Source organism: Oceanirhabdus sp. W0125-5 (assembly GCF_027938815.1).
GTDB lineage: Bacteria > Bacillota > Clostridia > Clostridiales > Clostridiaceae > Oceanirhabdus.
The window spans coordinates 4197242-4218567 of the sequence record NZ_CP115913.1 but is presented as its reverse complement, the minus strand read 5'-3'; the positions used below and the strand labels follow the sequence as shown (position 1 = coordinate 4218567).

The following is a 21326-nucleotide window of genomic DNA, read 5'->3' as shown; positions in this document are numbered from 1 at the left end:
AGAAGTATATAGGATAAATAAGTGTAGGAACTTTTTATTAAAGGTGGGAAAGACATATGAAGAGGATTCTAGAGAAAGCAATCAATGATAACAGAAAATGGGTTAAAGATGGAGAATTGGCATCATATATACCGGAACTTTTAAATGCTGATAAAGAAGCACTTGGTATATGTGTTACAACTCTAGATGGAGAAGAGTTTTTTGCTGGAGATCACAATACAAAGTTTACAATACAGAGTATATCTAAAGTTATAACTCTTATGTTAGCTATTCATGATAATGGAAAAGATTATGTGTTCTCAAAAATTGGAATGGAGCCTACTGAATCAGCATTTAACTCCATAACAAATCTTGAGAGCAATGAATTAAAGAAGCCATTAAATCCAATGATAAATGCTGGAGCAATAGCAGTTGTGAGTATGATTGATGGTGAGACTAAAGAAGAAAAATTTAATAGAATACTGCGTTTTGCAATGAAAATAACAGGAAATGATTCCCTTGCTATTAATGAGCAGGTATATCTTTCAGAGAAAGCTACAGGTGATAGAAATAGAGCTTTGGCATATTTTATGAAGAGTATGGATATCATGGAAGGTGATGTTGAAGAGATTCTTGATATTTATTTCAAACAATGTTCAATCGAGATAAATTGTAGGGATATTGCTAGAATTGGAGCTATGCTTGCAAATGATGGAGTATTGCCTTGGAATAATCAAAGAGTTCTCTCGAGAGAAGTAACTAGAATAATTAAAACAATAATGGTAACATGTGGAATGTATGATGGATCTGGAAACTTTGCTGTTCATATAGGAATACCAGCCAAAAGTGGTGTTGGCGGTGGTATAATGGCTGCTGTACCTAGAAGAATGGGTATAGGTGTGTATGGGCCTGCCTTAGATAAAAAAGGAAACAGCATAGGTGGAATAAAGGTTCTTGAAGAATTATCTAGAGAATTGGACTTGAGCATATTCTAATAAAACCGTAATGGAGAATGTATAATTGAGAATGGAGAATGGTGGAGGTTTCTGCATCCGCAGAAACTACATTTTAGTTCTTTAGATCAATAGGGTTTTACTCATTTTATCTAGGATAAAATATTGTGTTTTAAATACAATATTTCATCTAAGTGAAACGAGTAAAACCTTATTTTGTAAGGAATAATAAATTAAAATTTCTCGGAGAAAAATGTCAATCATTATCCATTATACATAATGAATTATAGATTTCTTTTAACACGCTTTTAGCGTGTTTTGATTCGTTTTGTGATATAATAGATATAACTTTTATAAAAGGAGAAATGAAATGGAGAGAATAGTTATACTGGACTGTAATAGTCTTATGTACAGGGCATTTTATGGTTTGCCACCTTTAACAAACTCAGAAGGATTAACTACGAATGCAATATATGGAATATCTACAATGCTATTTAAAATTAAAGAGGAATTTGAACCTAAGTACATAGCAGCAGCTTTTGATAGAAAAGCTCCGACTTTTAGACATATAGAATACAAAGAATATAAAGCTGGAAGAAAGAAAATGCCACCAGAGTTAGCTGAGCAGATTCCGTACATAAAAGAGTTCCTTGAAAATTTTGGAGCAGCAAAATTTGAAATTGATGGATTTGAAGCTGATGATATAATTGGGACAATTGCTAGAAAAGCTGAAAGTGAAGGAAAAGAAGTTTATATTGTAACGGGTGATAAGGATGCGCTTCAACTTGCTAGTGATAATATTAAAGTTGTTATTAATAAAAAGGGAATGACTCAGGTTGAGGTTTATGATAGAGAGAGAATAATTCAAGATATAGGAGTTACACCAACAGAATTTATTGATGTAAAGGGATTGATGGGAGATAAATCCGATAATATTCCTGGTGTTCCTGGTGTAGGAGAGAAAACGGCTATTAAGCTTATTCAAGAATATCATACTGTGGAGAATATATTAGAGAATCTTGATAAGGTAAAAGCAAAGAAGTTAAATGAAAATCTTACTAACTATGCTGAACAGGCAATATTCAGTAAAAAATTAGCTACAATTAATACAGAAGTACCTATTGGATTTACCATGGATGAGATGGACTTTGAGAAGAATAGAGACATATCAAAATTAAGAGAGATGTTTTATAAATTCCAGTTCAAAAGTCTTATAAGTAAGATAGGTGATGCACCAGTTGAGTGTGAAGAGATAACTGTAGAGGCTAAAGATGTAGATACAATTGATGGGTTAAAAAAATTAACAGCTTCAATACAAAAAGAGGATACATTATTTATTCTCCATAAAGTTGAGAATGATAATAAGTTTACAGAACTTGAATTAGTTGATTTACATGTAAGTGATGGAGAGACTATATATCATGTGGATGTTAAAGGTATTCTTAATGAGTCAAGGGAAGACGCCATTGAAGAGTTGAGAAAAATATTCTCAAATGATTTGAATGTTGTTGGACATGAGGTAAAGCATTTATATACTGCACTAAGAAAATTAGGTATAGAGGACTTTTTATTCTCATTTGATTGTGAGATAGCTGCATATCTTATTGATCCAGGAAAGAAAGGATATTCTCTTGAGAGTTTAATTGAAGGTCATTTGCATAAGGGAATTAATGGAGATAATAAGGAGATAGAACTTATTCATTATCTTTCAGAAATATATACTTTGTTAAAAAATAAAGCAGAAGAACTAGATATTAATAAATTACTTTACGAAATAGAAATTCCACTAACAAAGGTTATTTCAGATATGGAATTTGAAGGCTTTAGAGTAGATAGTGAAATGTTGAAGGAGCTTGGTGAGAAATTCAATAAAGAGATTTCAACGACAGAAAAAGAAATATATGATCTTTGTGGAGAAGAGTTTAATATAAAATCACCAAAGCAGTTAGGAAAGATATTATTTGAAAAACTAGACTTGCCTGTAATTAAGAAAACAAAGACAGGATATTCAACTAATGCTGAGGTTCTTGAGAAGCTTCAAGATAAACATCCTGTTATAGAAAAGATTTTGTTCTATAGACAAATAACAAAACTAAATTCAACTTATGTTGAAGGGCTGCAGAATGTTATAGATGAAGACAATAAAATACATTCTTCATTTAATCAAACTGTAACTACTACTGGAAGATTATCAAGTACTGAACCTAATCTTCAGAATATACCTGTTAAGTATGAAATGGGTAGGGAAATAAGAAAAGTATTTATTCCAGAGGAAGATAGCATAATTTTATCAGCGGACTACTCTCAGATAGAACTTAGAGTGCTTGCACATATATCTGGAGATGAGACGCTTATAGATTCTTTCAAGAATGAAGAGGATATTCATAGAAGAACTGCTTCTGAGGTATTTGGCGTTCCTATGGACGAGGTAACTTCAATAATGAGAAGTAATGCAAAGGCAGTAAATTTCGGTATAGTTTACGGTATTGGTGATTTTAGTTTAGCTAAGGATTTAAATATTACTAGAAAAGAAGCTAAAACATATATAGATGCATATCTTAATAGATATCCAAAAGTTAAAGATTATCTTGATGGAATTATTGAAGAGGCGAAGAAGAATGGCGAAGTTAGAACTATGTTAAACAGAAGAAGATTTATTCCTGAACTTGCTTCATCAAAGAAAATGATGATTGCATTTGGGGAGAGACTTGCCATGAATACACCTATTCAAGGTAGTGCAGCTGATATAATTAAAATGGCTATGGTTAATGTTTGGAGAAAACTTAAAGAGAATAACTTAAAGTCTAAAGTTATTTTACAAGTTCATGATGAATTGTTGCTTAATGTTGTTAAAGGTGAAGAAGAAGTAATTATTAACATTCTTCAAAATGAGATGAGAGCACATGTGGAAAAAGATATAGAGTTCAAAGTTCCTATGGTTATAGATATTAATAGAGGGGCATCATGGTACGAAGCAAAATAAGAATTATGAGGTGAGTTCTAAAATGATTAAAATTGGACTGACTGGAGGGATTGGAAGTGGTAAGAGTACCATTTCCAATTTCCTAAAAGAAAATGGAATAAAAGTTGTAGATGCGGATAAAATTTCAAGAGAGGTTCTAAATATTTACCCTGAGATAAATAAGAGAATCAGAAGTGAATTTGGAGCTGAGGTATTTCTTAATGAGGAGACTCTTAACAGAAAAATGCTTGGGAATATAATTTTTAAGGATGCTGAAAAGAAGAAGTCTTTTGAAAATATAATTATTCCCTATATAATAAAAGAAATTAGAGAACGAATTGATTTATTGGAGAAAGAAAAGGAAAAAATTATTGTTTTGGATGCTCCAACATTGATGGAAAATAAACTTAATGAAGAAATGGATTATAACATAACTGTATGGGTAGATAGAGAAACTCAAATAGAAAGAGTCATGGAGCGAGATAAGAGTTCTCGTGGAGAGGTTATTTCTAGAATTGATTCTCAAATGTCTCTTGATAAGAAGAAAGAGTTAAGTGATTTTACAATTGATAATAGAGGAGAAGTAGAAGATACACTGAAGCAGGTAAAAAAAGTATTGAGAGTTATTAAAGAAATGGGGAAATAAGAGAGTGAAAAAAGGTAAAGTTATCTTCTTGTTATTGTTGTTTAGTTTGATTGCAATAGTTGTTTTTCACAAAGAAATATTATCAATATATTATCCAATAAAGTTTCAAAGCTATGTTGAAACATTTTCAAAGGAAAATAATTTGGATAAATATATGGTATATTCAATGATAAAAAATGAGAGTAATTTTGATGAAAAAGCAGAGTCTAATAGAGGGGCAAAGGGACTCATGCAGATAATGCCTTCAACAGCTGAATGGATAGAGAGTATAAAGAATTTTGGGTATTCAAATGAAAGCCAATTATTTAATGCGAAACTTAATATAAGAATGGGATGTTGGTATATATCAAACTTATTGGAAGAATTTCATGATACTGAAAAAGCAGTAGCTGCTTATAATGCAGGAAGAGGTAATGTTGCCAAATGGCTCAGTAATGATGAATTCTCTAGGGATAATAAGTTGATATTTATTCCCTTCAAAGAAACAGATGTGTATCTTAAGCGTGTAATGTTCGGCTATAAAATGTATAAGTATATTTATGGAGATTAAGGAGTGTTTTCCTTAGAGTTTACTCTAAATTTATTCTGAAGAATTTTTGTGAAATTGTTAAAATCTAATTGACAAAAATATAAAATTTGATAGAATATAGAAGTAACCTAAATATACATGCAGGTGTGGCGGAACTGGCAGACGCGCTATCTTGAGGGGGTAGTGGACAAATGTCCGTATGGGTTCAAGTCCCATCATCTGCACCAAAAAAAACTCACTGAAATTTCAGTGAGTTTTTTTGTTTTGATTCAAGTTTGAGAATATGGCTAAGGTTTTATATAGTGGAGTGGACAACCTATGGGCATAATGCATAAAGATTGGTACAGTATTTAGGGAAAGAATATTGATAGAATTAGTGACATAGCTCTCTTTTTTAAGAAAATGTTGAAAAATTTTTAGTTGTTTTAGTACAAGCTGAGCTTGTCTTAATATTATTCTATTATTTTCAACACTATTTTAAAAAAGAGAGCTATATAAAATTTAATTTGATATTCTCGACTGCAAAAAAATGTAAACGAAGCAATTGATTAATAACCTTTAAGAAAAGGGTTGTACTTTTTTCAACAGTATTTTAAAAAAGAGAGTTATCTTATTATTTGAATTACTTTTGTGGTATTAAAAAAGGCTTGTCCTAAAACAAAGTACGATTTAGTTTCTGCGTTAGCAGAAACCTCCATCGTTTTCAATTCTCAACTTTCAACTCTATGTTATGTTTTTTAAGCATGTATTCATCCATTGCTTCTGCAACTTTTTTCGAATAGTAAACAGCTTCAACAACCGTTCTAGCACCAGTTACAACATCACCAGAGGCAAAAATCCCTTCTCTTGTTGTTCTTCCACAATCATCAGTAATCACAAGACCTAGAGGATTTACTTCTATTCCTTTTGAAGTTGAGACGATATTTGCTTTAGGACCTTGGCTAATAGCAATTATTACAGAATCGCATGGGAAAAGTTTTTTAGTATTTTCAGAGATGAATTTTTTTTCTCCCTTTTCTTCGATTTTCTTAGTATCTACATAAAGTACTCCTTTAGGGGTGAATTCCACGGGGCTTTTATATGTTTCAAATTGAACACCATCTATTTTTGCATACTCAATTTCGTATTCTCTTGCAGACATATCTTCAATACCTTTTCTGTATAATATGGATACGGTTTTAGCACCATTTCTAAGGGCTGTTCTACCAACATCCATGGCCACGTTTCCAGCGCCTATAACACATACTTTATCACCAAGGTTATAGGAAGATGGCCCTTTTAGATAGTCAATAGCATAATGAACATTTCCAAGAGTTTCACCTTTGATACCAAGTTTTTTAGGTTTCCACACTCCAGTGCCTATAAATATTGCATCATAGCCATCTCTAAACATATCATCAATTGTTATTACTGGACCTACTAGTGTGTTGGGTCTTATTTTAACTCCAAGATCAAGTAGTTGTTGTTTTAAAGTTTCTAATATTCTTTTTGGTAATCTGAATTCTGGAATACCATACTGAAGTACTCCTCCTATTTTATCATGAGCTTCAAAAATAGTTACATCATAACCTTTTAAAGCTAATATAAAGGCAATGGTTATTCCAGCAGGACCAGAACCGATTATTCCTACGTTGCCTGGAAGTTTTTTCTCGGGAGCTAGATCTGCAACACTTAATCTATACTCAGAAATATAGTTTTCAATTGAACTTATCTGTACAGGGGATGATTTTAATCCTAATATGCAGTTACCTTCGCATTGATGTTCATGAGGGCATACTAAGGAACATACAACAGATAGTGGATTATTTTTAAATACTTTCTCACCAGCTTCTGAGAGATTTCCCTCAAGAAGAAGTTTAATCATTTTAGGTATTGGAGTTGCTATAGGACAACCTTGTACACAGCGAGGATTTTTACATTGCAAACATCTTTTAGCTTCTTCTATAATATGTTTTCCCATATTGTCTCACCTTCTATATATGTAGATTTCTTAATTTATAAATTAGTTCTCTATGTATTTTTCTCCAATAAATAATTATTTATTATAGCAGCTTAAATATATGTAAAAAATGATTAATTTACATATATTTAAAATACTATGGATGAAGTTAACAATACATTTATGTAAAGTAAAAACTAGGTGTAGTCGATATATGTAATAATAAGGCGGGGATTATGATAAAAATTTAATTTAATAAAAAAATATGTTTAAACAGGAGGGGTAAGATGAAATCCATAGGTGGAAAGATAACTATTTTAATAATAGCTATGACAATTATTTTAGGTGTGTCAATTGGTGGTTACGGAATATTTAGGAGTAAAGTTGATTCTGATAAGAACATTATGGTGCTAGAAGAGGCTTTATTAGGAGATTATGATAAGAATATAAAAAATCAAGTTGAATCAATGATAAGTATTATTGAAGCATCTTACAAAAAGTATGAAAATGGAGAAATAACTATTGAGGAGGCGAAAGAACTTGCAGCCCATATGGTTAGGAATGCTGCCTACGGTGAAGGTGGATACTTTTGGATAGATGACAGCAAAGGGAATAACGTTGTACATCCAGGTAACAAAGATTCAGAAGGAAAAAACAGATATGATTTGCAAGATATAAATGGGAAATATATTATAAGAGAAATAATTGAAAATGGAATGAAAGATGATGGGGGATATACAGATTATTGGTATCCTAAGAAAGGACAAACTGAAGCTTTACGTAAAAGAGCGTACTCTAGCTACTATAAACCTTTTGATTGGATTATAGGTACGGGTAATTATGTTGATGATATTGAAGCAGTTGTAAATAATAACAGAGAAATAGCGGATGATAATTTTAGAAGCAGTGCAAAAGTTGTGGCAATTTTTATTGTTATTTCAATAATGGTTTTCACAGGATTGGCAATTTATAGTGGAAAAAAAATAAGTAAGCCTATATTATTTATAACAGATTTGGTAGATAAGACAAGTAAATTAGATTTGAAATATGATGAGCAATTTCAAGAAATACTTAAATATAAAGATGAAACAGGGATTATAGGAAAAGCAGTTATAAACTTAAGGTCTGAATTGAGAGATATTATAGGAGAAATACAGAAGAATTCTAACGTTGTTAAAGAAAATACAGAATCTTTATTACTATCTGTCAATGAGACTGTTGCTTCCATTGATGCAGTAGCTAAAACTTCTGAAGAGATGGCAAAGGGCGCTGTTTCACAAGCAGATGATTCTCAAAGAAGTGCAGAAGAGTTATCTCACTTGGAAATGGAAATTAACAATGCTATACAAAATGCTCAATTATTAAAAAGTTATTCAAATAAAACAATAGTTGCAAATGAAAGCGGAATTGAGGCAATTACTGCATTAGGTAAAAGCTTAGAGAAAAATAATGAGGCATCTTCTCAAACAGCAGATAACATAATTCAATTGTCAGATAGGTCAAAATCCATTGATGAAATAGTAAGTACTATACAGACTATTGCTGAGCAAACGAATTTATTAGCATTAAATGCTGCTATAGAAGCTGCGAGAGCTGGAGAGTCAGGTAGGGGATTTGCAGTTGTAGCGGATGAAATAAGAAAACTATCAGAGCAGACAGCCCAGTCCACTGAAGAAATTAAGAATATGATTTCACAGATACAAAAAGAAATAAGTATTTCTAAAGATAACATGGATAAAGGAAATATACTACTGAAAAACTCTAATAAATCAATGGAAGAAGCTTATAGTGCATTTAAAACAATAGAGGAATCAATAAATAACATGACAAATCAAACAGATATGTTAATGATGAATATGGACAAAGTTGATTCAGGAAAAAATTCTGTAGTGAATTCAATTCAGGGTATAGCTGCTATAACAGAAGAATCAGCAGCTGCAAGCGAGGAAGTATCTTCATCTATGGAGGAACAAGCGAATACTATGGAAAATATAAATGGGACAGTGGAAGAATTAGAGAAGATTGTAGATACTTTAGACATATTAGTTAAGAAGTTTGAGCTGTAATTGAGAAAAGATTATATTTTAAGAATAAAAATTATAGAGATAACACATATAATGAGTTTATTGTTCATAATAATTAATTAAAGAAAACATACAATATATTGGAGGTTTATGTTAATGAACAATAGATTCAATGATAGCTCGCCACCAGTTGAGATGAATAACAATATTTATAATATGGTATCTTTACAACCAAGTATAGCAGTTGACGAGATGAGATTCAGAACAATTGGTGGAGGAGCAACAGGATTAGGACCAGGATATGGTTTGGGCGGTTTAGGAGCACAAACTAGTGTTTTACATGGATTAGCTTATCCAGGTGGAGCTTATGGTTTAGCTAACCCATACTTTAATATAGGTGAGTATCCATACCCAAGTGGTTATCCAATACCTGGGATGCCATCTAACATAAGTATGCCTAGCGGAGGCTTGGGTGTACAAGGTGGATATGATTTTACAGAATATGATGATAATGATGATGACGATGATGATGATGACAGAGATAAGTATAAATATGATTATGACTACAATGATGTACGATATATACTTATGAAAATACAAAGATATAATCCAGGTATATTTAAGGCGCTTATGAGAACAGGAATGCCTTATTATGAAGTAAGAAGGATTATTAGGAAGATCATCAGGTTAACTATGATGTATATGAAGGATGACGACTAGTTTTTTATAACGAATTTCATATGAGTATATTAATAGTGGAGAATTAAAAAAAATTCTCCACTAATCTTTTAAAATTTTACAAGGATAAATTCAAGTTTTGTAGAATATATAAATTACGAGGTGAAATTATGTTAAGTATCTATGGAAAACTAGATAACTATCATATTACTAGCGTTGGTAAAGAGGATTTAGATTATATGCATAAATGGTACAATCATCAGCAGCTCCTTAATCAACATGAGTCAAGAACTCTAAATAAGGATGAATTTTATGATAGTTTTTTAGGATATGTTATAAGCAATCAGGAATTTTTTTTAAAGATATCCATAGAAGACAGAACTGTTGGGATGGTTAAAGGTCATTTGAATAATGAAGAAAAAAATGAACTATGGTTAACAGATGTTATTATGGATAAGGAAGTTATAGAAGAAGAGGTTTTTAAAAAGTTAATCGATGGTATTATAAAAATATTGGATGAAGAATTAAACATCGATGAATGCTACGTAGGAGTGTTTATTTCCACAGAAGAAAACAGAAAGAGATGGAATAAGAATGGGTTCAACCATGTGAGAACTGTACATAATTATTTTTCTATCAATAACGTAAAAATAGACGGAGAGATAATGGTTAGAGGTTGTTGATTTATGAATAAAAAAACAACAGGTGTGGAGTGATTTCTATATTCAAAGGAGTCATTCTTTTTTTATTTACTAAAATACATATAATATTGGCATTAATAATTATAAATTTAAAATAAAATTCTCAACAATATCAAAAGTTATTTGATGATGTTGAGAATTTTTCTTTTAAAGGTAAATAAATTAATTATAAGTCTATGGTATTACTTCTTTATTTTAATATGTGTAAAAATGAGGGTTTTATTTGTGTGCGTCGCATCTATCAGCTTTAACTGTGATTATGTGTTTTCCGCAATCATAACAATAACCCCATAATTCAGTACAACCACAAGATTTTGTAACTAATCTGTCTGCTTCAACATTATCATTATGCATACCGTAAAAAGATGATGTTCTGCAGCCACAACTGCCGCAATCCATATGCATTCCACCACCAATATCGATACAAGCGCTAGTAGTGCTTCCTACACCTGCTACTAAACCTACAGCCACTAAGGACATAGCAAGAATTTTTTTGATTTTTTTCATTTTTAACTCCTCCTCAAAATAATTTTAAAAAAGTAAAGAATAAATATGTTATTTATTCCATATTTTTATATTCGTTGAAAAATATAAAAATCCTTCATTAAATTTAAAAAAAATAATTTATTTTTCATTTCTTGTAGTATATACTAATTAAAAGGAGGAATTTAAATGATAAAGTCAAAAATACTAAAAGATTTGGTAATTCCTATTATAGGTACTCTGCTACTATTTATATTTATTAGAAGTTTTATTTTTTTTACAGCGATAATCCCATCTGAATCAATGATACCAACACTAGAAGTTAAAGATAAGATAATAACTTCTCGAATATTTGATAAAGACAAGCTTAAAAGAGGTGATTTGGTTGTATTTACTGGTGGAGGAACACATAAACATATGCATGTTAAAAGAATTATTGGTTTGCCTGGTGATAAGCTTGAGTTAAAAGAGAATGGTGATGTACTTGTTAATGGTAAATTATTAAATGAAGCTTATGTTAAAAATCAAATTGTAGTACATAAACATAATGAACAGTGTAAGCATAGTGAAGAAAAAGTAATTCATGACGATGAACAAAATAATAAAGAACATTCTTCACATGAATACCAAGTTCTTGAAATGAGGTTAGGTAAATTTGAAGTGCCAGATGGAAAATTTTTTTTCTTAGGTGATAATAGAGTAATGTCATATGATTCAAGATATTGGGAAAATCCATACATTGATAAAGAACAAATTGTTGGAAAATTACTATTTAGAATATGGCCTTTAGAAAAGTTTGGGAAGATTGAGTGATATTATATTAAATTCATAAATAAAATTGCGTAAATTTAGTTGAATTTTTTGATAATCTATATTTCAATCAATAATGGTAAACTTGACAAATTATCCATGAAAAATTATAATTAAATATGTAGACAACCTTATAGCGCATATGATTGCGCATTTTTTATTACAGCACCAGATAACATATTAAGTATAGGAGGGTTTATATGAAATTGTTCAGAAGCAAGTCATCTAGGGTGTTATGTTTTTTAAGTTTTATGATGCTTATGAAAATTAACATGACTACAGCTATTGCAGATCCAATTCCAGATTCAAAAGAGAACAAAAACGATATAGCAATGAGCATTCAGGTAACTGGAGAAAAGGGAGAAATGAAGGTTCCTGATAGAGGTAAAGCTGCTCGAGAAAGAGTGGAGAGAGAAGCACAACGCCAAAGAGCTAGAGGACAAGCCACTGTAAGTGTTTATAGTGATAAACCATTACTATCTGGAGATGTTGGTACACTATTAGAATATGCGTATAGTTACTTAGGAAGACCATATGTATGGGGTGCTAAAGGACCTTATTCATTTGATTGTTCAGGATTTACATCTTATGTATATAAGATGGTAGGAATATATATTCCTTCATATACTGGTGATCAAGTAAAGTATGGGAAATCAGTTGCAAAAGAAGATTTGTTACCAGGAGACGTTATATTCTTTAATACATACATGGACTATGGACATGTTGGTATTTATGTAGGTAATAATAAATTTATACACGCATCGTCATCATCCAGTGTTAGACGAGTTACTGTATCTAGTTTAACTGGATATCATTTGTCACATTATGCTGGAGCTAGAAGAATAATTCAAGACTAAATTAAATTTAATATATAATATTAAAAAAAGCACACTGGGAGAAGTGTGCTTTTTTATGTGTAAAAATAATAAACAAAGGAAAATTAGATTGAATGTAGAATTGTAGTAAATTAGGATTTGTTAAAAGTGTAGAGAGGGATAAAATCAATTATGATACTCCAATATGTGATTATTGGAAATATGAATTAGGTGGAAACTCGTATACGAAAGGCGCTTGGGTGCTGTATGTGCTTCATGAACTTGTGGGAGATGAAGCTTTTTATAAGATTATAATAGAAGTATTGAATAGCTTTAAGGATGAGGAAATTGAATTTAAGGATTTTGAGGAAATAGCTAACAGGGTGTCCGGACATAATCTTAAAAAGTTTTTTAATGAATGGATATATGGAGTTGAGTTATCTTCATATCTGTATGAAGGATATGATATAAAACAGATATTGGACAATATCATTTAAGGTACTTATATTTTAACGAAAGGTAAGAAGTTAGTATGTGTAAGAATGAAGAGTGCTCAGAAATGGGTGGGTACTTAACTTTATCTGAGGCGGTAACAGAAGCAGAACGCGTTACTAAGCAAAAGATTAATTGGGTTAAAAGTGGTGAAATTAAGAGGTTATTATATTAAGTTGATAAGGTAGAGTTTTTGTTCTAAAAAAATCTTCAAATGTGTATATATATATTAGCTTGTCTTTAAGCTAATATATTACACAAGGAGATGAGAAAATGAGAAAAATTATGAATAATGATGGAAAGATTATATTAATAATATTGATATTTATTTTTGTCAGTTCATTCTCCCTTGGGGCATTGTTTTTTAATATGGTTTTTAGCAAATTAAACAGGGGTAATAGTGTTCAAATGGATAATGCATATGAGGTTTCAAATCCTGTACATATTGAAGATCACAATTTTAAGCAAGGGGAGGACTATGAAGAAATATTAACTACAAAAACATTGTATGGTATACAATGTGGCGTTTTTAAAAATGATGAATATGCAAAGGAACTCTACGAAGAATTAAAGGAATTTGGAATACCATTTATTGTTGAAGATTTTGAATATTATAGAGTTATTTTTGGGATTTTTCCAGATGAACTTTCTGAGGTATTGATGAAATCACTTGATGAGAACGGATTTGAAGTATCTAAATTTGAGATAGCCACGGATATTAAAAGTGTTGACCAGGAAATAAAGTATGAAATTGATTTAGGTGTATTAAAGCTAATTTGGAGGATGGTAAATAGAAATTTAGAGAATTCTTCAACTGAATCATATAAGAATTGGGTTAAGAATCAAAAATATGATGATTCACTAGAAAGTGGTTTAGCTGCCAAGAGAGCACTAGCATTGCCAAATGAAATTTCTATTAATGATAGTGAAGAAATTTTAAAAAAATTTTACAAAGAATATAAAAATAATAAATGATTTATATAAAGGAATATTTCTTCTTGTTTAAGTTAATTTTTGATGATAAACTATAAATAAAATACATAAACAATGGGGGAGTATTATGAGTGGTAGAAGTAAAAATATTTTATTTTTAATATTTTTAGTTTTACTTGGGGGTGTTGCAGGTACCTTGGTAGGGGATATACTGGGGAGTAAGTTTGATTCGTTAAACTTTCTTAGTGATTATTCATATAACCTAGGACTAACAACACCTTTAGTTTTTGATGTAAAAGTATTAAAAATAACATTTGGATTTAGCATCTATTGTAATTTAATGACTGTATTGGGTATGATACTAGGGGCAGTTGTTTACAGGAATTATTAATTTAGTCTGATTGGAGTGAAAGTATGAAGGTTATTCTAGCCTCAGCATCTGAACGAAGACAGGAGCTTCTCAAAAGAATAGTTGATGATTTTGAGATAAGAGTAAGCTCTTTCGATGAGGATGTTATTCCTTTTAATGGGAAACCACATGAATATGTTATGGAGCTTGCATTAGGAAAAGCTAATAATATAGCAGAAAAGTGTAGTGACGGTGTAATTATAGGGTGTGATACTATTGTTACATTAGACAATGAAGTTTTAGGGAAACCTAAAAGCGAGAAGGATGCTGTGGAAATGCTTGAGAAACTTAGTGGCAGGAGTCATGAGGTATATTCAGGTATAGCTGTTATACAGAAAGAAAAAGGTGAAGTATTAAAGGATTATTGTGTAACGCAAGTTGAATTCTCTGAGATTAGTAGAGAAGAGATTTTAGAATATGTTAAAAGTGGAGATCCCATGGATAAAGCTGGTGCCTATGGTATACAGGGCAAAGCTGGTGTTTTTGTACAGAAGATAGAAGGGGACTATTACAGTGTAGTAGGTTTGCCACTTAACAAACTATATAAAATGCTTAAATCTATTAAATAATATGTTTAAAATTGGATTAAATGACAAAACTTCAACTATAAGTAATAATGCTTATTTGGAGGGTTGTTATGAAACAATTAAAATTAAAAGATATTCCTTGTAATGAAAGACCACGTGAAAAAATGTTGGTTTATGGTGTTGAATCTCTTGGAAATTATGAACTTTTGGCAATTTTACTAGGCAGCGGTAGTAAGAAAGAGAATGTATTGCAATTATCCAGCAGAGTTTTAAAAGAATTTGGAGGATTAAATAATGTGTTTGGTGCTTCAACAAAAGAACTCACAGACATACAAGGTATTGGAGTTGCAAAAGCATCACAACTGATAGCCCTATCAGAGCTTTGTAAAAGGTATAGAAGTTATAAAAGTAAGGATAAAATAAAAATTACTGAACCAAAAGATATAGTTGATAATTTTATGGAAGAAATGAGAGTGAAGTCAAAGGAAGTATTGAAATTATTGGTGTTAAATACTAAAAAAGAAATAATTACTATTAGAGATATTTCTATAGGAACAAATAATAGTGCTTTGATACATCCCAGAGAGGTTTTTAATCTAGCTATTAAGAATAGTGGGGATTCAATAATTCTGATTCACAATCATCCATCAGGGGATCCAAAACCTAGCAAAAATGACATAAATGTAACCATCAGATTGAAAGAATGTGGTAAATTATTAGGGATAGAACTTATAGATCATATAATTATTGGTGATAGAAAATTTACTAGTATGAAAGAAAAAGGACTTGTATAGAAGAAAGGAGATAAAGTATGGGATTATTCGGAGTAACAAAAGATATGGGGATTGACCTAGGAACAGCGAATACTCTTGTTTATTTAAAGGGAAAAGGAATCGTATTAAGAGAACCTTCAGTTGTTGCTGTTAACACAAAAACAGGAGAGGTATTAGCTGTTGGAGATGAAGCAAAAAAAATGATAGGAAGAACTCCAGGGCACATAGTTGCAATTAGACCTATGAAAGATGGAGTAATAGCTGATTTTGATATAACAGAAAAAATGTTAAAGTATTTTATAAGCAAGGTTTGTTCAAGAAGTGCATTCACAAGCCCAAGAATAGTTGTTTGTTTTCCTTCAGGAGTAACTACTGTTGAGAGAAGAGCAATTGATGAAGCTACTAGAAGAGCTGGAGCAAGAGGGGTAGAATTACTTGAAGAGCCTATGGCAGCAGCTATTGGAGCAGGTCTTCCGGTTAATGAAGCAACAGGTAATATGATTGTTGATATTGGAGGAGGTACTACAGAAGTAGCTGTAATATCTTTAGATGGAATTGTTACAAGCCAATCTTTAAGAATCGCTGGAGATGAACTTGATAAATCAATTATTTCTTACATTAAGAGAAAATACAATCTTATGATTGGTGAAAGAACAGCAGAAAATATTAAAGTTACATTAGGAAGTGTTTTTGATTTTGAAAGACATGCAGACTCAATAGTTGATGGAGAATTTGTTAAAGGTGAAGAAGTAGTTGATACTATGGAAATAAAAGGTAGAGATCTTTTATCTGGATTGCCTAAAAATATCGAGATAAAAAGAGAAGAAGTAAGAGAAGCTTTACATGAACCTGTTATGAGTATCATTGAAGCAATTAAGAATACACTTGAAAAAACACCACCTGAACTAGCTGCTGATATCATGGAAAAAGGAATCACACTAGCAGGAGGAGGAGCTTATCTTAAGGGTATGGCTGAACTTATAACACATGAAACAAGAATGCCTGTTAATATTGCTGAAAATGCACTGGACTGTGTAGCTATAGGGGCAGGTAAAGCTATCGAATACGCAAGTTTTGGTAAGAGAAGATAATGAAAAAGAAAATTCAAAGATATAAAAATGTATTCATTGTATTAGTGTTGAGCCTTTCATTCGTGCTGTTGATATCCTTAACCTCAAATAGAGAAAAGGTTTCGTTCGCAGAAGATGGAGTAGCGGTTCCCATTAATGGGATTCAGAGTGTTGTTTTTAGATTATCTAGTGGTATTAGTGAAGGTATAGAAACTATTGGTAAATTCTCTAAACTTAAAGATGAAAACGATGAATTAAATGAGAAGATAGCAGATTTGCAGATTGAGATTAATAAACTTAATGTAATTAAGAAAGATTATGAGGATCTGAAAAAGATGCTGAATTATAAAGATACACATGATGAATATGAATACATCGGCTGTGAGATTACAAACATTAGTGGAAATAGTTACTTTGAAGGATTTGTAATTAACAGAGGGTCATTAGATGGAATTGAGAAGCGTATGGTTGCTATCTCTCCAAATGGATTAGTTGGACAGGTGACTGCTGTAGGAACAACCTGGGCAAGAATACAGACACTCGCTAATGAGAATATTGCAGTAGCTGGATATATAGATGAAACTGAGGAAGTTAACGGAATTGTTAAGGGATATAAAGATTATGACAATAAGGTGCTTGCAAAGGTTGAAGTTCCAACATTAGACTCTGACCTTAAAAAGGGTGATACAGTGTATACTTCAGGTGTTGGAGATGTGTATCCAAAGGGAATAAAAATTGGAAAAATTATTGAAGTATATGAGGACAAAAGTAAAGTAGTTAAATACGGTATTATTGAGCCTTCTGTACAAATAAATAAGATTGATAAATTGTATATAATTGTACCTAAAAAAAATAGAGAGTACGATGAATAAGGTGTTGAGTTTATGAAAAAGTACGTGATGTTATTTTTTATAAGCATACTTTTACTTGTAGTTGATAACACCCTAATGCCATTTATAAGCATTAGGGGTGTTTATCCAAGTATGTTATTTATATTTTTTATTTCATATTCATTTTATGCAGATATAAATGAGGTTATTTTTATAGGATGTGTCTCTGGGTTGCTTCAGGACATCTTTTTTATAGATGTAATAGGAGTGAATGCTCTTATAAATTTATTATTATGTTTAAGTGTGGCATATGTAGGGAAAAACTTTATAAAAAGCAAGATATTAGTGCCAATAATTATGGTGTTGTGTGCTTCTTTGATTAAGGGAATATTGCTTATTGGAGTTCTTAAGATATATGGAATTAATCTTTTCTTAAGAGATGTGATATATATATCTATATATAATTTTTTCATTGCTGCAATTCTTGAAAAGATAATATTTAAATTTTATAATTTAGAATTAATTAAGAGTAATTGGAGATTTTAGGTGGTGAACAAGTGAAGAATAAGGAAGAATACAAGGAGTTGAAAGCTCCTAAGAAGAAAAAGAAGTTTACTAGATATACAGCTATGGTTGTTATTATGTCTTTGATATTTGCTACTATAGTGGGGAAGTTAATCTATTTACAAGTGTTTAATGTGGAAGTATATAGAGAAAAAGCTAACAACGGACGCCATAAGGTGATATCTAATTCTGCTCCTAGAGGAAATATTTTTGATACTAATGGGGAAATCCTCGCTACAAATAAACAAGGTTTTAGCCTTATTTTCACTGAAACCAATGAGAGCAAAGAAAACTTCTTTTTAACTATAAAGGAAGTTTTTGCTGTTCTTGAAGAAAATGGAGAAGGGCTGTCGGAGAATTTTCCTTTAAAAGTAGAGCCAATTAGATTTGAGTTTAATGTTGCAGAAGATTGGATAGTATGGTCTGAATTAAGATTTAAGAAGGACCGTGGACTAGATGAGGCTGTAATGAAAGAGAAGTTTAAAGGCAAGAAGCTGGCAGATTTGAATGAGGAAGAAAAGGCTTCAATTGAAGAAGAATTGAAAGTTATTGAGGCAGAAGAAGTATTTAGAACGTTGATAAAAAAATATTGTCTATATAATATTCTGAAAGAGAATTACTCTAATGAAGAATGGAAGGAACTCTTAAATGATAAAGAAGCTTTAATAGATCTTCTTTTAGAAAGTGTTCCTCATGAAGAAATAAGAAATTATATGATAGTCAAAGATAATATTCAAATGCAGAGTTATAAAGGGTATAGACCTGTAATTATCGCAAATGATTTGAAGGTTGAAACAGCGTATGTGTTTGAACAAATTCAATCTGAACTTCCAGGAATATCTATATTGAAGCAGCCAATAAGATATTATCCATATGGAGAATTAGCTTCTAATATTGTTGGATATATTGGAAAAATAGATGAACAGTTTAAAGGCTTATATGAAGAGCGTGGTTATGATGTTCATGAGGATTACATTGGTAGATCCGGTATAGAAGGTGAATATGAAAAGATTTTAAGAGGTACTAGGGGAGAAGAGAGCATAGAGGTAAATAAAGATGGAAGAAAGGTGAAAACACTGGGAGAAAGACCAGCGACACCAGGAGAATCTATTTATCTTACTATTGACAGCAATCTTCAAAAGGCAGCAGAAGAAGCTTTGGATCAGACTATGGCATATATGAGAGACCTTGGAAAGTATAAGGCAGATAAAAAGACTCTAGATGATGTTGATAAATCAAATGCAACTAGAGGAGCGGCTGTAGTTATAGATGTTAAAACTGGTGAGATATTAGCATTAGCTAGTAGACCAGGAATAGACTTAAATCTTTTCACAGTACCAGGAAGACTTGATTCTGCTACTTATAAGTCCATATTCAGTCCAAATCTCGAAGAGTTTGGGATGGAGTATGTTATGGAGCATGAATTATATAAGAATGAAGAGATTAATGGAAAAGATTTAAAGGAGTTATCAGAGGAAGAAAGAATTGATGTTATTTTCAATGAGTTGTTTCCTAAAAATAAAAATGGAATCAGAGAAGATAGATACGATATTTATCCCAAAGCTGCATTTAACTATTCTACAAAATCAAGAGTTCCACCAGGTTCCATATTTAAAATACTTACATCAGTAGCAGGATTAGAGGAGGCAGTTATTTCTCCTACTGAAAAAATATATGATGTAGGACCTTATACTAAAAGATATAAGGATTTTAAAGGTGCCAGCTGGATGTATAACCTATATAGAGGAAGTCACGGAAACCAAGATGTTCAAGATGCTATAAGGGATTCAAATAACTATTATTTCTTTGAAGTTGCTGATAGGCTATATGAAAAAGGTGGAGAAGGTACAAAGGAAAGTTTGGATATGTTAGCAAAGTATTCATGGAAATATGGATTAGGTGCTAATATGGAGGATCCGGCGTCTAAGACAAAAACAGGAATTGAGATTGACGAGGCTTTTGGGCAAGTATATTATTACGATTCTGGTAAAAGATATCACAGTAGAGTATACACTTGGAGTTTATATGAACACTTGATAAATGGAACTGCTTCAATATGGGTTGGTGAATATAAGCCAATAAATATTGTTCCTGATGATGAGGTGGATAGTGAAGAGGTGTATGCTATTAAGAAAAAGCTGACTATTGCTATAAAAGAAGAAATGATGAGTGTTGATAAAGCAGACTTATCAACTATAGATGAGTTATTAAGAGAGTTAACTGAAAAGAATGATGAGTATAAAGGTCAATATACTGATAAAGATATCAATGGTATCAAGAGAGCTATAAGCTCATCAATTAATGATGCTAGAACAGAGATTAAAAGTGCTGTAAACCTTTATAATGCTTCTATAGGTCAAGGTCTAAATCAGTTTACTCCACTGCAATTAGCTAATTATATAGCTACTTTAGTGAATGGCGGATACAGATATAAGCTACACTTAGTTGATAAGATTGTTGATTCGGAAGGTAATATTATTGAAGATTATGGTGAGACTAATATAATTCTTGATGAAACTAATGTTAGTCCAGAGACTGTAGATGTAATTAAAAAAGGTATGCAAAAAGTTACCAGTACTCCAGCAGGTACAGCATACAGTACATTTAATAATTTCCCTATAAAAAATGGAGGAAAGACTGGATCTGCAACATATCAATCAAATCAAGATGAATATGGAAGAACATCTTATGCAACGTATGTAGGGTTTGCCCCATATGAAGAACCTGAAATTGCGGTTAGTGTTGTTATCTTTGATGGAGGGCATGGAGGATACAGTGCAAGAGTTGCAAAAGGAATTTATGAGGAATACTTTAAAGAGCAAATCTTAGAACAAAATCCTGAGTATGAGTTTATGCTTAAACAACCTGAAATTGAAAAAGAAAATGAGAATTAATAATGAATAATGAATAATGAATGTACTTTCTACTTTATGTAGAGGGTACATTTTTTTTTAGCTAATAAAATAACTTTAAGAAATAGCTTTAAGAAATAGTTTAAAGAAGTAGTTTAAAGAAATAGCTCTCTTTTTTAAGATAATGTTGAAAACTTTTTTTGTATTATAAACCTTATTATACCAACTGGCTTGTGAATATTTTTCAACATCTTTTTAAAAAAGAGAGTTATCTAAAACATATTAACTTTAATATACTATTATCTCTTACCTGGTGGTATTTTCTATTTGTAAATTTTATCGAAACATAGGATAATT

General features: G+C 31.2%; 20 protein-coding genes and 1 tRNA gene. 19 read left to right on the top strand and 2 right to left on the bottom strand.

Going from position 1 to position 21326, the window contains the following annotated elements; translation table 11 throughout:
- The first annotated feature begins 56 nt into the window (after positions 1 to 56).
- From glsA to OW730_RS19630, 5 genes are all read left to right on the top strand, one after another.
- Positions 57 to 974, top strand: a complete 918-nt coding sequence (gene glsA / locus OW730_RS19650) for a glutaminase A (protein WP_271225744.1) — start codon at positions 57 to 59, stop codon at positions 972 to 974.
- Between the two features lie 328 nt (positions 975 to 1302).
- Positions 1303 to 3915, top strand: coding sequence for a DNA polymerase I (gene polA, locus OW730_RS19645; RefSeq protein ID WP_271225743.1), 2613 nt, complete (start codon positions 1303 to 1305; stop codon positions 3913 to 3915).
- Positions 3916 to 3937: 22 nt separating this feature from the next.
- The gene (gene coaE, locus OW730_RS19640; protein WP_271225742.1) at positions 3938 to 4540 is read left to right on the top strand and encodes a dephospho-CoA kinase; all 603 of its coding nucleotides are present in this window, start codon (positions 3938 to 3940) and stop codon (positions 4538 to 4540) included.
- A gap of 4 nt (positions 4541 to 4544) precedes the next feature.
- Entirely contained in the window at positions 4545 to 5090 is a 546-nt protein-coding gene (locus OW730_RS19635) for a lytic transglycosylase domain-containing protein (RefSeq protein ID WP_271225741.1), read from the top strand.
- Positions 5091 to 5209: 119 nt separating this feature from the next.
- Positions 5210 to 5296: transfer RNA gene (locus OW730_RS19630), tRNA-Leu, on the top strand.
- A 476-nt stretch (positions 5297 to 5772) separates the two neighbouring features.
- Here OW730_RS19630 and OW730_RS19625 read toward each other — a convergent pair.
- On the bottom strand, positions 5773 to 7029 hold the full coding sequence (locus OW730_RS19625) for an NAD(P)-dependent oxidoreductase (protein WP_271225740.1): 1257 nt from the start codon (positions 7027 to 7029) through the stop codon (positions 5773 to 5775).
- A 266-nt stretch (positions 7030 to 7295) separates the two neighbouring features.
- Between OW730_RS19625 and OW730_RS19620 the strand changes: the two genes are divergently transcribed.
- The 3 genes from OW730_RS19620 to OW730_RS19610 all read left to right on the top strand — a co-directional run bounded on the left by OW730_RS19620 (position 7296) and on the right by OW730_RS19610 (position 10393).
- Positions 7296 to 9074, top strand: a complete 1779-nt coding sequence (locus OW730_RS19620; RefSeq protein ID WP_271225739.1) for a methyl-accepting chemotaxis protein — start codon at positions 7296 to 7298, stop codon at positions 9072 to 9074.
- 114 nt (positions 9075 to 9188) lie between these two features.
- Positions 9189 to 9752, top strand: coding sequence for a hypothetical protein (locus OW730_RS19615; RefSeq protein WP_271225738.1), 564 nt, complete (start codon positions 9189 to 9191; stop codon positions 9750 to 9752).
- A gap of 128 nt (positions 9753 to 9880) precedes the next feature.
- Positions 9881 to 10393 (top strand): GNAT family N-acetyltransferase, encoded by a 513-nt coding sequence (locus tag OW730_RS19610; protein ID WP_271225737.1) that lies wholly within the window; start codon positions 9881 to 9883, stop codon positions 10391 to 10393.
- Between the two features lie 237 nt (positions 10394 to 10630).
- Here OW730_RS19610 and OW730_RS19605 read toward each other — a convergent pair whose 3' ends face one another.
- Positions 10631 to 10918 (bottom strand): hypothetical protein, encoded by a 288-nt coding sequence (locus OW730_RS19605; RefSeq protein ID WP_271225736.1) that lies wholly within the window; start codon positions 10916 to 10918, stop codon positions 10631 to 10633.
- 165 nt (positions 10919 to 11083) lie between these two features.
- Between OW730_RS19605 and lepB the strand changes: the two genes are divergently transcribed.
- From lepB to OW730_RS19550, 11 genes are all read left to right on the top strand, one after another.
- Positions 11084 to 11707, top strand: a complete 624-nt coding sequence (gene lepB, locus OW730_RS19600; RefSeq protein WP_271225735.1) for a signal peptidase I — start codon at positions 11084 to 11086, stop codon at positions 11705 to 11707.
- A gap of 197 nt (positions 11708 to 11904) precedes the next feature.
- Positions 11905 to 12561, top strand: a complete 657-nt coding sequence (locus OW730_RS19595; RefSeq protein WP_271225734.1) for a C40 family peptidase — start codon at positions 11905 to 11907, stop codon at positions 12559 to 12561.
- Positions 12562 to 12788: 227 nt separating this feature from the next.
- A complete protein-coding gene (locus tag OW730_RS19590; protein ID WP_271225733.1) occupies positions 12789 to 13016 on the top strand; it encodes a hypothetical protein in 228 nt (75 codons plus the stop codon).
- 268 nt (positions 13017 to 13284) lie between these two features.
- The gene (locus OW730_RS19585) at positions 13285 to 13986 is read left to right on the top strand and encodes an SPOR domain-containing protein (protein ID WP_271225732.1); all 702 of its coding nucleotides are present in this window, start codon (positions 13285 to 13287) and stop codon (positions 13984 to 13986) included.
- An 85-nt stretch (positions 13987 to 14071) separates the two neighbouring features.
- Positions 14072 to 14335, top strand: coding sequence for a DUF4321 domain-containing protein (locus OW730_RS19580; protein ID WP_271225731.1), 264 nt, complete (start codon positions 14072 to 14074; stop codon positions 14333 to 14335).
- A gap of 23 nt (positions 14336 to 14358) precedes the next feature.
- Positions 14359 to 14922, top strand: coding sequence for a Maf-like protein (locus tag OW730_RS19575; protein ID WP_271225730.1), 564 nt, complete (start codon positions 14359 to 14361; stop codon positions 14920 to 14922).
- A 68-nt stretch (positions 14923 to 14990) separates the two neighbouring features.
- Positions 14991 to 15674, top strand: a complete 684-nt coding sequence (gene radC, locus OW730_RS19570) for a RadC family protein (RefSeq protein WP_271225729.1) — start codon at positions 14991 to 14993, stop codon at positions 15672 to 15674.
- Positions 15675 to 15691: 17 nt separating this feature from the next.
- The gene (locus OW730_RS19565; RefSeq protein ID WP_271225728.1) at positions 15692 to 16744 is read left to right on the top strand and encodes a rod shape-determining protein; all 1053 of its coding nucleotides are present in this window, start codon (positions 15692 to 15694) and stop codon (positions 16742 to 16744) included.
- Positions 16744 to 17595, top strand: coding sequence for a rod shape-determining protein MreC (gene mreC, locus OW730_RS19560; RefSeq protein WP_271225727.1), 852 nt, complete (start codon positions 16744 to 16746; stop codon positions 17593 to 17595). The genes OW730_RS19565 and mreC overlap by 1 nt, the downstream gene beginning before the upstream one ends.
- 12 nt (positions 17596 to 17607) lie before the next feature.
- Positions 17608 to 18099 carry a rod shape-determining protein MreD gene (gene mreD / locus OW730_RS19555; protein ID WP_271225726.1) on the top strand — a complete coding sequence of 164 codons (492 nt, stop codon included), beginning with the start codon at positions 17608 to 17610 and terminating at the stop codon, positions 18097 to 18099.
- Between the two features lie 11 nt (positions 18100 to 18110).
- Positions 18111 to 21011 (top strand): penicillin-binding transpeptidase domain-containing protein, encoded by a 2901-nt coding sequence (locus tag OW730_RS19550; protein ID WP_271225725.1) that lies wholly within the window; start codon positions 18111 to 18113, stop codon positions 21009 to 21011.
- The last annotated feature ends 315 nt before the right edge of the window (positions 21012 to 21326 follow it).

What these genes read in the sequence shown, in the direction of transcription:
- OW730_RS19605 (WP_271225736.1), bottom strand. Translation starts at nt 10,918, where the DNA reads ATGAAAAAAATCAAAAAAATTCTTGCTATGTCCTTAGTGGCTGTAGGT.
- OW730_RS19625 (WP_271225740.1), bottom strand. Translation starts at nt 7,029, where the DNA reads ATGGGAAAACATATTATAGAAGAAGCTAAAAGATGTTTGCAATGTAAA.
- mreC (WP_271225727.1), top strand. Translation starts at nt 16,744, where the DNA reads ATGAAAAAGAAAATTCAAAGATATAAAAATGTATTCATTGTATTAGTG.
- OW730_RS19620 (WP_271225739.1), top strand. Translation starts at nt 7,296, where the DNA reads ATGAAATCCATAGGTGGAAAGATAACTATTTTAATAATAGCTATGACA.
- mreD (WP_271225726.1), top strand. Translation starts at nt 17,608, where the DNA reads ATGAAAAAGTACGTGATGTTATTTTTTATAAGCATACTTTTACTTGTA.
- lepB (WP_271225735.1), top strand. Translation starts at nt 11,084, where the DNA reads ATGATAAAGTCAAAAATACTAAAAGATTTGGTAATTCCTATTATAGGT.
- OW730_RS19580 (WP_271225731.1), top strand. Translation starts at nt 14,072, where the DNA reads ATGAGTGGTAGAAGTAAAAATATTTTATTTTTAATATTTTTAGTTTTA.
- OW730_RS19585 (WP_271225732.1), top strand. Translation starts at nt 13,285, where the DNA reads ATGAGAAAAATTATGAATAATGATGGAAAGATTATATTAATAATATTG.
- polA (WP_271225743.1), top strand. Translation starts at nt 1,303, where the DNA reads ATGGAGAGAATAGTTATACTGGACTGTAATAGTCTTATGTACAGGGCA.
- radC (WP_271225729.1), top strand. Translation starts at nt 14,991, where the DNA reads ATGAAACAATTAAAATTAAAAGATATTCCTTGTAATGAAAGACCACGT.
- OW730_RS19565 (WP_271225728.1), top strand. Translation starts at nt 15,692, where the DNA reads ATGGGATTATTCGGAGTAACAAAAGATATGGGGATTGACCTAGGAACA.
- glsA (WP_271225744.1), top strand. Translation starts at nt 57, where the DNA reads ATGAAGAGGATTCTAGAGAAAGCAATCAATGATAACAGAAAATGGGTT.
- OW730_RS19610 (WP_271225737.1), top strand. Translation starts at nt 9,881, where the DNA reads ATGTTAAGTATCTATGGAAAACTAGATAACTATCATATTACTAGCGTT.
- OW730_RS19615 (WP_271225738.1), top strand. Translation starts at nt 9,189, where the DNA reads ATGAACAATAGATTCAATGATAGCTCGCCACCAGTTGAGATGAATAAC.
- OW730_RS19575 (WP_271225730.1), top strand. Translation starts at nt 14,359, where the DNA reads ATGAAGGTTATTCTAGCCTCAGCATCTGAACGAAGACAGGAGCTTCTC.
- OW730_RS19595 (WP_271225734.1), top strand. Translation starts at nt 11,905, where the DNA reads ATGAAATTGTTCAGAAGCAAGTCATCTAGGGTGTTATGTTTTTTAAGT.
- coaE (WP_271225742.1), top strand. Translation starts at nt 3,938, where the DNA reads ATGATTAAAATTGGACTGACTGGAGGGATTGGAAGTGGTAAGAGTACC.